Raw genomic sequence first — 12,508 nt, forward strand, 5'->3', positions numbered from 1 at the left:
CCTCGCCGGCCGCATTCATTTGCGCCGCGACATCGTTCGAGCCCGGATATTCGGGTGTCTCTCTCCAGACCCATCCGGGTAGAGCGATCGTAGTTGACTGACCCGTGAACCTGCGGCGAAAACTCAACGTTTTCGGAAAAGGGCTGTTCGCGCGACGTGATCATGTCGCGCCGGGAACGACCTAACGTTCCCTGTTATGAGCCTCGCGGCTCCCTGTGCGCCACGTCCCCGAAAGGGACGTGGCGTGCGGGTCATCTTCATCCGAGTCCAGAACGCGTTCCTCTTGCCAGGGGAGCGCGTTTTTTTTCGTCCTTTGCTTTTTCATTCCCTGTCTGGAGACGCTTCCATGCTTCTTCCCAATGGCATTGACCAGCGCATCGCCGACGCGATCAGCAGCACGATCGAAAGCGAACGCGCCAGTACCGACACCACGACGAGCGCCTGGCGCGCGCGCTGTGAGGTCGCCCAGATCGCGATGCTCGCCGACAGCGAGCGCCGCGTTTTCCTGTCCCATATCGCCACACGCCGCGGAGAGGCGGCGGCATCGAACCTGGAGCATTCGGCCGGCGAGATGCGCACTTCGGCGATCTTCTTTCTTGCGAGAAAACCATCATGAACGCAGTTGTTCCGTTGGGCGCTGCGCCTGTGCGCAGCATCGTCGAGGAGCGTGCACCTCGCGCCCCCGTCATCGGCCGGATCCGTCCCGGCATCAAGGTCCTGACGTCAGCCGCAAGGCAAAACGAGCAGGCCGTCAAACTCTACGAGCAGCTTGTTGGTGCCGGCGAGTCGTTCGAGAAGATCGGCGACGAGATCGAGCGGCGCTGCAAGATCAGAAACGCCCTCGCGCCGCGCAATGTTCCGTACTTCACCTGCCGCCGTTCGGACTTCACCAACCCCGACGTCGCTGACGAAATCCTGCGTCTCTACGGCGAGGATCGCGGTGACGGTTTGAAGCTCTACCGTTTCCCCGTTGTCTTCGCCTTCAACGACTGGATGGCCAACATCCCGAACGAGATGGCGACGTGGGGCACGACCGGACGCAAGTTCTTCTCCGAGTACGGTGTCGACGGCACGCGCTTCTGCAAGCAGTACGCGAAGCCCGAACGTGAGGCACGCGCCCAGCGTGCGCAACGCAACTTCGGCCCACGTTCAATCATCCTGCGGGAGGACAACGCCATCCCCGATGGCGTGTGCAACCCGCAAGGGTGTCCGCAGTATCAAGCGCGGCAGTGCAACCTCTCGGCGCGCTTTATCTTCGCGATCCCCGAGATCAAGGGACTCGGCCTCATGGAGATGCCGACGAACTCGATCTACGTGCTGCAGAAGGCGTATTCGGCGATGCAGACCGTCGCGCTCGCGCGCGGGAAGCTGACAGGCACGCGCTTCTGGATTTCCAAGCGGGAATTCGAGATCACGCGGATCAACGAGCAGGGCGAACCGGTACGCCAGATGCAGATGCTCACAGTGCTCGACGCGGATATCGACATCAGTGCGTTGCTGGATGGCGCGGAGGATCACCCGCCCGCGCTTGCAACGGCGTCGGAAGCTGCGGCGCTGCTCGAAGGTGCGACGAACGTATATCCCCTCACGTCTGCCGGAGAACCAGCAAGCACCCCGAGGGACGTTCCGCTCGAAGGCGCCACGCTCGTACACGAGGCTGACGAAGGGGCTGGTCAGCAACCTGGTGAGTCCCGGGAACCGGAAACGCTTGAAGAAAAGCGCGAGCGCATGTCGGACCTGCTCACCCGTCTCGGACTTAGCGTAGAGGACCGGCAGCGCGACTTCCGTGTCTTCGCTCACGCGACGTACGGACGCGGCTGGGCGCAACGTCCCGCCGACGTCGACGCCATGAACGCTCGCCTCGAAGCAGCACTCGAGAATCGCGACGCGCTTGATCGCGAGATCGAGACTGCGGTTCGTGCGGCGATGCTCGAATGACCGCGGCCGGCCCCAATCGTCAATCGGGGTCGGCTGTCTTCTCTCTGCCGCACAACGGTGTTCATCCCATCGAGGCTGCCTTCCGGCGGCCATTTTTCGTTTACGGAGGTGCGTTTTGAAGATCGCACATTTTTCTGACCTGCACTACTCGCCCGAGCGGCTAGACGAAGCCGACCGCTGTTTCATATTTGCCACGCACAACGCGATCATGCGCGGCGCACGAGTTGCAGTCGTCTCCGGCGACTCGACTGACCATCGCCTCGACGCGCATTCACCGGCGCTCTCCGCCCTCGCGCGTCGGATTCACCGTCTCGCGTCCGCGATGCCTGTGATCATGCTCCAGGGCACCTTCTCACATGAGCCGCCCGGCACGCTGGATATCTTCGCGCTCATGGGCCCGACCAACGAGGTGTTCATCGCAAGCCGCATCCAGCAGGTAGCTTTCGCGAATGGGCGCTTCCATGCATCTGCGGGGCCTCTGTTCAACGAACGCGAGCTGGCGCAGGTACTGGCGATGCAGCCCGAGGCCGTTTTCACCTGTCTGCCGACCGTCAACAAGGGGCAGTTCGCAGCGAGTGTTGGCGCACTCGCCGCGGCGACGGATCTCGGCGACGTGCTCTCGACGTATCTGGCAGCGTCGGGGCAGGTGAATGCGCGTCTGCGTGAATCCGGCATCGCGACCGTGGGCATCTCGCACGGCACGGTGGTCGGCTGTGAAACAGAGCACGGCGTCACCATGGCGGGGCTCGATCACGAGTTCTCGCTCTCGGCGCTGTTCGATGCGCAGTGTTCTGCGTTCATGCTTGGTCATATCCACAAACACCAGACGTGGCAACGCGGCGGATCACTTGTCGGCTATGCAGGTTCGATTGGCCGCTTTCACTTTGGCGAGCAGGGCGAGAAGGGTTACCTGCTATGGGATGTGGATACCAATGAGGCCTCGGCCGAACTGGTCCCCACGCCCGCGCGCAGCATGGTCTGCGTTGACTTCGATGGTCCGCCCGACATGGAGCGTCTCGCGCAGTTTGCGAACGACTCCGGCGATGCGTTCGTACGCGTTCGCTGGCAGGTCGATGAAGAGCATCGGCAGTCGGTCGATCGCGCCGCAATCGAGGCGATGTTCGCGAACGCGCAGGGCGTGAAGCTCGAACCGCGCATTCTCCCGGTCGTGCGCAGTCGTGCACAGGGTATCAGCCTGGAAACGTCGGTCGATGCGAAGCTCAGCCGCTGGTGTGAAGTCGCGAATGTGACCGCAGCACCTGTTCTCGAACGTCTGCAGTTGCTCGAAACAGGAGATGCGAACGCGATCGCGGACGCGGTACTGGCGCAGCTCGACCAGGCGTCGGCGGTCACACCGCTGGCACTCGTCGTGGGCACGCCTGCAGCTGAAGCAATCCCGCCTGAGGAGCTTCCGGTCGTCGAATCGCTCGCGCACAGCGCGAGCGGCGCGCCGGGGGAAGCAATCGACTGGCTCGAAGGCGATCTCTTTGCGGCTTGACTAGCCGCCATCCAGTGAGCGGGGCCCGTACGGCCCGCTCACTCGTGGACACAGCCGTGTCCCGCCAATGCGCTCCGTGTCTTCAGTGAGCGCATTGCCGGAACAAGGTTCACCCGCGCCACTGGCGCATCGATCGCAGCATCCGCTGCATCCATTTTCTTTTGACCCTGGCGGGGAGCGATCTCCGGAAGGGGGGCGCACTCCGTCCTTTCCCTCCGGAGTGTTCCCCATGTTTGGTCTTTACCCTGCCGGTCCCGACTGGGTCCAGCATTTCAATGCAACCTGCGCCGCGCGCGAAATCCAGCAGCTTCTCGTGAAGCATGCCGGATTCACCGCGGGGCTTTTCCATCAACCCTACGGCCCCGCACGCGGCGCCGTGATCGCAGTCCGTCACGGCTTCGTCGTGATGGTTCATGACGACGACGCCTCCGAGCTTGAGCTCGTTGTTGCGCCCGACGTCGAGATGACGAATCTGCTCTGGTCGCACAGCAACGGCTACGCGAGCCAGTGGTCGCCTCGTGAACTGAAAGCGCTCACAGCGTGTGACAGCTGGGAACAGTTGCTGAAGCTGGCAGGAACGCGGTTTCGCGCGGCCTGCACGGCGCTCGAGCGTGCGATTGACGGCACGATTGTGCCGGCACCTGAACCGGTCGATCCGGTCATCGCCGCGTCGTTCCCTGACGATGTGCCCTGGCTGCCGTCCGACTATCTGCACGACTCACTGGTCGGGGAGGGCATGCCATGCGACCGCTGATCCTCACGCTCGAGGGCTTTATCGGCGTGCGCGACGGGATGAAGCGCGAAAGCGTGACACTCGACCTACAGACGCTGCCGATGGGACTGATTGCGCTCAAGGGCGCAAACGGCGCAGGGAAATCCACACTGATGGACAACCTGCACCCCTACCGCATCATGCCTTCGCACGCCGCGAAACTCTCCGTCGATGCCTTCTCGTACTGGGACCACCTCTGTGGTGTCCAGGCGCAGAAGGTCTTCGAATGGGAGCACGCCAACGTGCGCTACCGCTCGACCTTCGCGTTCCGCAAGCCCGGCAAGACCGGCAAGGCGGAGTACTTCCTCGCATGGCTCGACAGGGCCGGACTCTGGCAACCGTTTGTGGCGCCCGATGGCACACGTTCAGACGGCAAGGCGGACACCTACGACCGCTGCGTCGAATCCGTGTGCGGCTCGCTCGAATCGTTCTTTACGAGCGTGTTTTCCGCACAGAACCGGCGGCCACTTGCGTCCTACAACGCGGGCGAGATCAAGTCGTTGCTGGCCGAACTGCTGCACATCGATCATCTGCGCACGCTCTCGGCGAAAGCCGCGGACGTCGCGAAGATCCTTGGCGGCAAGCTCGACGGCATCCAGCGCGAGCTCGCATCCCTGTCCCTGAAGCGCGATTCGCTCGCGCAGACGGAACGGGCGATCACGATGGACGCGGATTCGATCGCCACTGCACGGCGCGAGCGCGAGGGCCTTCTTGCCACCGCGCAGACGCTCGGGCAGCAGCGCGCCACGCTCGCGGCAAAGCAGGCCGAGTCGGCAACGGCAGAGGCACGCCTTCGCGAACTGGCGAAGCAGCGAGGCGAAACGCAGAGGTCACTTGCATCCGTGCAATCGGATGCGACGGAACTGACGCGGCGTCTCAACGATCGACGTGCGGCCCTCGCGAAGGGCATCGTCGCACACGAGGCAACGCTAGGTCAGCGATCCTCGATCGAAGGCGCACAGGCACAATGCGATCAGGCGCAACTGGAGATCGGACGGCAGGAAGCCAGCATTCAGGCGCTTCAGTCCGAGATAGCCGGCCTTGAGCCCAAGCAGACGGCGTTGACCGAAGCGAATGCGGCACTTGGTGGCCTACAGGCGCAAGGTTCAACGAAGGCTGCATTGCTCACGACGCTGCAACAGCAGGCTGCCGTGGTCGATCAGGTGCCGTGTGCTGGTCATGCCATGCATGCGACCTGTCCGCTGCTTGCCCAGGCGCGTGAAGCGTCTGGCAAGGTCGGTGAACAGCGCATTGCCGTTGAATCGCTTCGCAGGACCTATCGCGAGAAGAAAGCGCTCGCTGACGAACTCTCGCCCGTCGTCGCGCAGCTTGCGCCACTACGCGAGCAGCTTCGGTTGGCCAACGTGGCACTCATGTCGGTCCGGCGAACTTTCGAATCAGCCACTGCGCTTGCCGCGCGCAAGCCGCTTCTCGAAGCGGCCGCGAGTGGCCTGGCGCAGACGAAGGCGGATCTTGCGGACGTCGATGTGCAACTGGTGCAGGTCGCAGAACGCCGTGAGGCGGAAACGACCCGCCTGCAGGCCGCGCTGCGCGATATTGAAGCGGAGGCCTCAAAACTCTCTGCATTCGATGTCACCGGCGCGATCGGCGATCTTGACAGGCAACTGTTCGCAAACCGGGAGGCCAACACCGCTCTCGATGCCCGTATCGAAACGCTCATCCGTCACCACGCTACGCGCGAAACACAACGCGAGGCGATGAAGGCGGAACTGGACGGGTTCGGTGCGACGCAGGAGAGGGCGGTACGTCTCTCCGATGAGATCGCAAGCTGGAAGCTTCTTGCAAAAGGTCTGGGCAACGACGGCGTCGTGGCACTGACGATCGACGATGCTGGACCGGCGCTCACGCAGACGGTCAACGACCTGCTGCTTGCGTGCTACGGCCCGCGATTCACCGTCGAGATCCGTACCCAGCGCGAACTTGCGTCGGGCGATCTGCGTGAAGGCTTCGAGATCCTCGTCCATGACGCCGACAACGACAGCACCAAGGCGGTTTCGGTGATGTCGGGTGGGCAGAAGGTGTGGATCAACGAAAGCCTGACTCGCGGCATTGCGCTGTATCTCGCGTGCAATGCCGGGCAACCGTACCAGACGCTCTTCAGCGACGAATCGGACGGCCCGCTCGATCCCGTGCGCAAGGTGCAGTTCATGAAGATGAAGCGCGAGGTTCTCCGGCAAGGAGGCTACGAGCGCGAATTCTTCATCTCGCAGACGCCGGATCTTGTTCTGGAAGCCGATGGCGTCATCGATGTAGAGGCGCTGGCCGCATGACTTTTCTTTTAACCCTTGTGGGGGGCGAATCCCCGCAAGGGGCGCTCCTCGTCTTCCTTCCGAGGAGCAACCATGTTGAAGAAGCAACCATCCGTAGTGAGCAGCATCACGCGTACCTCGCGCGCGGCATCGCCGCGCACGGGCCACGAACACGTCTACACGTTCAATGGCTCGCGCCTGCGTGACGTCCTCGTGGACGGGCAGTGGATCACGGTCTCCGTGTCCGAGCCCGTACCACAGCGCGTCACCGCCTGACCTCTTATGCCGCCCGTGACGGGGCGGCCAATTTTTCCTTTCTGGAATCCAATCATGATGAACTTTTTGATGCTGCTCGTTGCAGCAGTCGGTACCTCGAGCCTCGGCGCGTGCACGCACGCGCAGGTTCGACCGCAGGCACAAACGCCTGTGACCGTTGTGCATTCGCCGAAAGGCGAGCAGGGCGATTTCCGCATCTGCGACGACGGACGCGTGCTGGTCTATCCGGCAAGCCACCCGAAGTCCTGCACCTGAGGCTCTTCGTTTGGCTTCGAAGGCCCCGTTCCCGGTTGGGGACGGAGCCTTCCGTCTTAAGGAGAACCGATGAAGCGCCAAATCGTGATTGCAACCGTCGCGGCGTCGCTCGTGGCCGCAGCGTGCCTGTGCGCGATGTCCGCGTACGCCAGTGTCCTGCCTTTGCACTGAACGAACCCTCTACCCCGCGGGGCGTCGATGCCCCGCACGGGGACACGCCTCGCCTTCTGGAAACTGAACATGAGCTATTCGTCCAATGACTTTTCCGAAGACATCGTCCGCTGTCTCGTCCACGCCGAAGTAGTTGAGGCGGACGCGACGGCAGACAGGCCGATGTCGCGATCGCCGGAATCGTCGCTGCTGGTTGCGCCACGCGGGCTGCGCGTTTCGTCTCTCTCGTTCTCGCGAGCGATGAATCGCGCGCTGCGCTCGCTGCAACGGGTGGTGACGCCTTCGCTGACGCGCTAAGGCTCGCTCAGGCGATTGCCTCGCAACGCACGCTCGAGTTGTCGTCCGCGCGCGCTTCCTTTGCCGTGTTCGTTGGTTCGTTGCCAGGCGGCGATGAATGGGCTAAGCAGATTCGTCTGAGTTCGGTCTAGGATGCGCGCCATGATGTATCCGGCAACCCATACCTACCCGCGCCCAGTCACGCCTCACGCGAACAACGAACGCGAACAACGACGGTGGCGCCCAGACTTTGCGCGTATTCGCGGAAGGGTCTATCTCGCCGTCGCGGACCAGATCGAACACGCGATTCTCACCGGGATTTTCCTGCCAGGCGACGCCTTGCCCACCCAGCGCAGCATCGCTGACGACCTGGGATTCCATCTGAACACGATCAATGCCGCGTTCCGCGAAGTGGCGCGTCGCGGCCTGATTTTTTCCCTACAACCCCTGACGGGCAGCCCGCAGGGGCTTTGCCCGTAGCGTTCTGGATTTAAGGCAGTATTGGGACAAAGCCCACGCATCCGTATGGACGCGCGGGCTTTCTCTCTTCGCGCGCTTTCCGCTGTTGTTAGGTCGGCGTCTGTTCGGGCGATACGAGCCCGTAGAGGCGCGCAAAGTCAGCCGCGTAGGATGCCCGCGTGAGCGCGTCCAGGTGCTGCAACGACAGCGTTTGCCAGAGGTCGAAAGCGCCGGTTGCTGCGCCTCGCTCGTAATTTACGCCGTCGGTATTACCAGCTTCCCCGTCTCCCGCGGCGGCGTCGAGACGCGCGCGGATTGCGGCCTCGGCGGCCTGTGTGAGCTTGGTATAGCTGAGAGTCGTCAATTTGATTTTCCGATCAGTTGAAACGCACGTCATCGACCAATTCGGTTCCGGCTAGTCGAGCCAATTGCAAATTGATCGACACACCGGGGGGACCTCTGCCATCCATCTATCCGCGTGGTTCTCATGTCCCATTGCAACGTCGTTTAACTCGCCGCCGTCGGCGCGCTGGCGGAGAGATCGGAGCCACAGTGCTTGCACTTAATGGCTTCGACCTTGATGTCTTCTGCGCAATAGGGGCAGCGTTTCAACGCGCGAGCCGCATCGGTAGCGGTAGCCGGATCGGCCGCCCGTTCAGACGCGAGGGAAGCCGCCAAAGTCTGCTCGCCAGCAGGCGCGCCGGTCGAACCCACCGACACGACTGCAGCTTCAGACGAAGGCGTCGGGCTCGCGGCTTCTCCGGTATGGGCCCACACGATCGCGACAACCCAGCCCAAGAAGGTCCAGCCGGTCAGCAGGTTCAGAACAAGGATGGCGGTGCGATTGGGGAGCTTGCGCCTGAAGGCGACGATCGTCGGCGAAAAGTATAAAGCGATCACCGTCGGCACGAAGATGACCGCGGCGACCGCCGCGGCGGCGTTCGTGCCGCTTCCAATTGCGAACGTGACTAGCGCGAGAAGCGCCAGGCCCAGAATCCATACGATTGTCATAACGTCCCCGAATGTATTGTTGGTGCGCGCAGATCGCGCGTATTATTTACGCAGCCACGCGGTAGTCATCGCCGGCGGTTCATGTCGGTGGCTGGTGGTCCTTGAGCGCCGCCGTCATCAAGTCGAACAACTGGATGGCGTCCACGATATTCGAAATGAAAGTCCTCGTCTGCATCTTCTCGACCGTGACGTAGCCTTTCTTCCCGGTGATCCGGATCAGGACCTTGGAGTCTGGCCGCACCTTTCGCAGCGCGTCGATGTCCTGCGGCGTCGCCATGAAGCTATAGCTCTCTTCTACCCCGCCCGGCAGCTGGTCGGTATCGAGGTGCTGGTTGCTGAAGTCGTGCTCAAACACCACGTCGCCATCGACCATCACGGCGACGTGGTTCATAAACAGCCAACCTTTGGAGCTGAAGAAGTACGGCTTGAGGAACAGGACAGGCAGCGCCCCATCGGGCAGCGAAATGTAATTCTCCAGGGACGTCCCGAGGTCCATGGGAATCCCCGTTGAATAGAAGTCGAGCTTGCGAAATCCGTCGCGCTTACCGAAGGCAATCAGGTGCGATTTTCTCTTGCTGTCGGACGCAGCGAGAACCCGGAAGCTGGCGAAAAAGCTCGTGATGCCGTCGCCTTCGTCCTTTTTGCTCGAGACGACGTAAAGCTTGCTCAACGCGGCGTTCCAGTCGGACATAGTCGGCACGGGAGACGCAGGCATAGAGGCCACTGCTGGCGCGGCAACGGACGCCGCTACCGGCGCCCGGCTGGCGGCGGTAGCGGAAGGCTTGGAACACGCGCTAAAGGTCACGGCGGCCGCCGCGGCAAAGATGATCGACTTCATCGACAACCCCATTCCCCTTTCTAGTTTTGGCAACAGAGCGCTTACACGCCCTTTCGTTTGTGGAGGATATTAGCGCATTGCGAAGGGGTGCCGCGTGGGTGCGCACACATTCGTCACACGGGAGCGGGTGCGGACCGGTCTCACATCACCCGGCGACGCCTGGCGTCTTACACAAAAATGCGCACGGCCCCAGCGTCCCCGTGGTGCAGACCCTCACAGCGTTCAGATGGTAGAGCTTCCCCCACTGCGTGAGGATAGTGGTCTGATCAGGATTTCTTGTCGCCGGGTGGGCTATAGGTGTGTATTTGCTGCAAAAAAATTCTTGGCCGACGCGACGTCGCCCGCTATGGCGCCGAGGATCGTCGGGAGAAAATCAGACATTGTGGTTTCCTTCGGCCTGCCCCGTTCGGCGCAGGCGATTTGCGATTACCGGCCAAGGAAAGGTCGTACGACTGGTCTCAGCCTCATTCTTTAAACGATCTTTCCTGTTTTCTGTGGCGTCGCTGTCAATACGTCTTCGGATCGCTCGGCGTGAACTTTGCCGAATGGACCACCGCTCCCGACGCACGGTGGCACTCGTCCATGTCGTCCTGAGAAAGTCTGCCATTGGTCTTCAGTCGCGCCAGGCACTGTGACTCCATCGCACGCGCCTCTGGAAGATGAGACGAATACCATTCTTGCGTGTGCGCGCTCGCGCTCTGCATCGCTGCACTGGCTGTGAGCACAACGGCTCCCGCCCACATTGTCGTGATTTTCTTCATCTTGATTTTCATTGATCTTTTCCTTCGTCGACTATTGACGGCCCCCTGACGGCGGCTCGCCAGGAGTGAACGCGCCAGGTAACTCGCCAAACCCCTTCCACCGGTCAAGCAATCCAGACTCGATTCTGTTCCAACGATCAATGACCCCGGGAAGCTTTTCTTCAGGCACGATTTTCAACGATCGTTCAATCTCCCGAAGCTTCTTCATGCGTTCGTTGTGCCACGCCGCCTTCACGTTAAACCGAAACGCCGAAAACGCCGTCAGAGCGATGGCCGGCAATAGGGCAGCGACGGCACCAACTTTGCGGGCAATGTCACCCGCAGCGAGCAGAGGTACTAACGTTCCCGCTAAGCTACCGATAAACGCACCGATGTAAATTGCATACGTGATGGCGTAATTCCGTGTCGCCTTCTTGTGCGCGTCGGTGATTGTTCGGTCGAGTTGTTGCAGGAACTCCTCCCGCAGTTGCGTGCTCATCTTGATTCCCTATAGTGCATCGTTGGGGAGCCACATCAGCGCGCCGTCACGCGCTCGTCGCCGGCGATTGTCGTCCATGTTCTGCCTTCCTCATCGACGGCGATGCATCCCGTGGTCGCGCAGCGTGGCGATGAAAGCGCGTCGCTCGCGGCTGAACTCGCCATTTGCGGCCCCGCCGCGGGCTCGCTATCGACGGTGATTGCCATGCTGATTTTCCGGTTAGAGCGTGATTACAAGGTCGGAGTACCGACCCACGGTGCCATCGTCGGTCAGCAGCCGCAGTGGCTCGGTAATGGCCTGTGCGACTAGCATCCGGTCAAACGGATCGCGGTGAATATCGGGCAGATTGCGAACCGCCGCGGCGTGTGTCGCCGTCACGGGCAGTTCGCGAAAGCCCGCTTCTTCCATGCGGGCTACCAGCTCGTTCACGTCTGCGTCCAACTTCCCGATTCCAGACTTGATTGCGATTTCCCAAATGCTCGCGGCGCTGACGAAAACGGTTTCTGCGCTCAACATGATGGCCTCGGCCTTCTTGGTGAGTTGCTTGTCGCCACTCATGGCCCACAGGAAGATGTGCGTATCGATCAACAGACGCATCACCGACCCTCAAATGTCGCCAAAACATCGTCGGGCAAAGGGGCGTTGAAATCGTCAGCGATCTTGATCTTCCCCTTCATCAGACCGAAGCGAAGCCTGGGCTTCGTCTCGACCGGGACGAGGCGCACCACCGGGGTTCCTGCCTTCGCGATGACAACTTCTTCGCCACTGACAACAGCCTCAATGAGACGCGAAAGCTGCGACTTTGCCTCATGAATATTTACGGTTTGCATGGCACCTCCATCAATATGAACTTAGTTTAGCTTAGCTAACTCGGAAGTGCAATCTTCGAAAGTCCCGCGCAACAAAAAGGGCCTGATAGCCATTCGTTCGGCGCACCCCCGAGTGCCGGCCCGTTGTCTGGTCAGCGCTCAAGCCGCCACTCGGGCAGCTCGGGAAGTGCGTGTCGTGTCGATGTTTTCGCCCGCTTGCGCAACTGCGCCTTCATCCCGGAAGTGACCACGACCTTTTTCTTGCTGGAGCGCGAAACATGCACCACGACGGTCGGCGGGGTCGCCACATCCGGCTTGGGCTTCTTCGGGGTTTCGCTCATATCCGCTCCATTTCACTGAGATAGCCTAGCGGCTTTGTCCAGGCCGGGCTTTGCGCCGCCATGTCAAACCTCTTCTATATGAAGGTCCCTTTTGCGCAAGGTTTCTCATGCATTGACAAGCAGGACAGGTTGCAGCTCTCCACGCCCACTGTGCAGGATGCCTGAATGTATCGTGAATTACGCTCGTGCGAACTGGGAGGGAAGATCCCGATTTGAGCCTATGTGGCGTTTCATGGCTGTGTCGGCGATCGACATGTCTCGATTCAGGCGCTTCCTGAACGCCGCCGTCTGACAGACTTCGTAACGGTCGCGTGGGCCATTGTGCTTAACGCTGAAGTTCTGGCAATGTCGCTCA

At 61.4% G+C, this 12,508-nt stretch carries 18 protein-coding genes; 9 read left to right on the forward strand and 9 right to left on the reverse strand.

The genetic code is table 11. From position 1 onward, the window contains the following. The first annotated feature begins 244 nt into the window (after window positions 1-244). From VSR72_RS20795 to VSR72_RS20835, 9 genes are all read left to right on the forward strand, one after another. Window positions 245-616 (forward strand): hypothetical protein, encoded by a 372-nt coding sequence (locus VSR72_RS20795; protein WP_342954221.1) that lies wholly within the window; start codon window positions 245-247, stop codon window positions 614-616. Then, window positions 613-1,938, forward strand: coding sequence for a hypothetical protein (locus tag VSR72_RS20800; protein ID WP_342954222.1), 1,326 nt, complete (start codon window positions 613-615; stop codon window positions 1,936-1,938). The genes VSR72_RS20795 and VSR72_RS20800 overlap by 4 nt, the downstream gene beginning before the upstream one ends. Window positions 1,939-2,053: 115 nt before the next feature. Then, window positions 2,054-3,436 carry a metallophosphatase family protein gene (locus tag VSR72_RS20805; RefSeq protein WP_342954223.1) on the forward strand — a complete coding sequence of 461 codons (1,383 nt, stop codon included), beginning with the start codon at window positions 2,054-2,056 and terminating at the stop codon, window positions 3,434-3,436. Window positions 3,437-3,665: 229 nt separating this feature from the next. Continuing rightward, entirely contained in the window at window positions 3,666-4,190 is a 525-nt protein-coding gene (locus VSR72_RS20810; protein ID WP_342954224.1) for a hypothetical protein, read from the forward strand. Then, the gene (locus tag VSR72_RS20815) at window positions 4,178-6,499 is read left to right on the forward strand and encodes an SMC family ATPase (RefSeq protein WP_342954225.1); all 2,322 of its coding nucleotides are present in this window, start codon (window positions 4,178-4,180) and stop codon (window positions 6,497-6,499) included. Before VSR72_RS20810 ends, VSR72_RS20815 begins: the two co-directional genes overlap by 13 nt. 72 nt (window positions 6,500-6,571) lie before the next feature. Then, complete coding sequence (locus VSR72_RS20820) at window positions 6,572-6,754, forward strand: hypothetical protein (RefSeq protein WP_342954226.1); 183 nt, start codon at window positions 6,572-6,574, stop codon at window positions 6,752-6,754. A gap of 54 nt (window positions 6,755-6,808) precedes the next feature. Next, on the forward strand, window positions 6,809-7,009 hold the full coding sequence (locus VSR72_RS20825; protein ID WP_342954227.1) for a hypothetical protein: 201 nt from the start codon (window positions 6,809-6,811) through the stop codon (window positions 7,007-7,009). 240 nt (window positions 7,010-7,249) lie between these two features. Then, the gene (locus VSR72_RS20830; RefSeq protein ID WP_342954228.1) at window positions 7,250-7,477 is read left to right on the forward strand and encodes a hypothetical protein; all 228 of its coding nucleotides are present in this window, start codon (window positions 7,250-7,252) and stop codon (window positions 7,475-7,477) included. A 141-nt stretch (window positions 7,478-7,618) separates the two neighbouring features. After that, window positions 7,619-7,936 (forward strand): GntR family transcriptional regulator, encoded by a 318-nt coding sequence (locus tag VSR72_RS20835; RefSeq protein WP_342954229.1) that lies wholly within the window; start codon window positions 7,619-7,621, stop codon window positions 7,934-7,936. 88 nt (window positions 7,937-8,024) lie between these two features. On the opposite strand, the gene VSR72_RS20840 is transcribed toward VSR72_RS20835, so the two are convergent. The 9 genes from VSR72_RS20840 to VSR72_RS20880 all read right to left on the reverse strand — a co-directional run bounded on the left by VSR72_RS20840 (window position 8,025) and on the right by VSR72_RS20880 (window position 12,153). Beyond that, window positions 8,025-8,279: a hypothetical protein gene (locus VSR72_RS20840; RefSeq protein ID WP_342954230.1), complete on the reverse strand. Its 255-nt coding sequence runs from the start codon at window positions 8,277-8,279 to the stop codon at window positions 8,025-8,027. A gap of 143 nt (window positions 8,280-8,422) precedes the next feature. Further along, complete coding sequence (locus VSR72_RS20845) at window positions 8,423-8,926, reverse strand: superinfection immunity protein (protein WP_342954231.1); 504 nt, start codon at window positions 8,924-8,926, stop codon at window positions 8,423-8,425. Window positions 8,927-9,005: 79 nt separating this feature from the next. After that, a complete protein-coding gene (locus tag VSR72_RS20850; protein WP_342954232.1) occupies window positions 9,006-9,764 on the reverse strand; it encodes a hypothetical protein in 759 nt (252 codons plus the stop codon). Between the two features lie 506 nt (window positions 9,765-10,270). Next, on the reverse strand, window positions 10,271-10,537 hold the full coding sequence (locus VSR72_RS20855) for a hypothetical protein (RefSeq protein WP_342954233.1): 267 nt from the start codon (window positions 10,535-10,537) through the stop codon (window positions 10,271-10,273). 19 nt (window positions 10,538-10,556) lie between these two features. Then, a complete protein-coding gene (locus VSR72_RS20860; protein ID WP_342954234.1) occupies window positions 10,557-11,003 on the reverse strand; it encodes a hypothetical protein in 447 nt (148 codons plus the stop codon). A 35-nt stretch (window positions 11,004-11,038) separates the two neighbouring features. Then, a complete protein-coding gene (locus VSR72_RS20865) occupies window positions 11,039-11,209 on the reverse strand; it encodes a hypothetical protein (RefSeq protein ID WP_342954235.1) in 171 nt (56 codons plus the stop codon). Window positions 11,210-11,222: 13 nt separating this feature from the next. Beyond that, complete coding sequence (locus VSR72_RS20870; protein ID WP_342954236.1) at window positions 11,223-11,600, reverse strand: type II toxin-antitoxin system VapC family toxin; 378 nt, start codon at window positions 11,598-11,600, stop codon at window positions 11,223-11,225. Then, on the reverse strand, window positions 11,600-11,833 hold the full coding sequence (locus VSR72_RS20875; protein ID WP_342954237.1) for a type II toxin-antitoxin system prevent-host-death family antitoxin: 234 nt from the start codon (window positions 11,831-11,833) through the stop codon (window positions 11,600-11,602). The genes VSR72_RS20870 and VSR72_RS20875 overlap by 1 nt, the downstream gene beginning before the upstream one ends. A gap of 131 nt (window positions 11,834-11,964) precedes the next feature. After that, the gene (locus VSR72_RS20880) at window positions 11,965-12,153 is read right to left on the reverse strand and encodes a hypothetical protein (RefSeq protein ID WP_342954238.1); all 189 of its coding nucleotides are present in this window, start codon (window positions 12,151-12,153) and stop codon (window positions 11,965-11,967) included. Window positions 12,154-12,508 lie beyond the last annotated feature (355 nt).

It is taken from the genome of Paraburkholderia sp. JHI869, assembly GCF_038900775.1.
Lineage (GTDB): Bacteria > Pseudomonadota > Gammaproteobacteria > Burkholderiales > Burkholderiaceae > Paraburkholderia.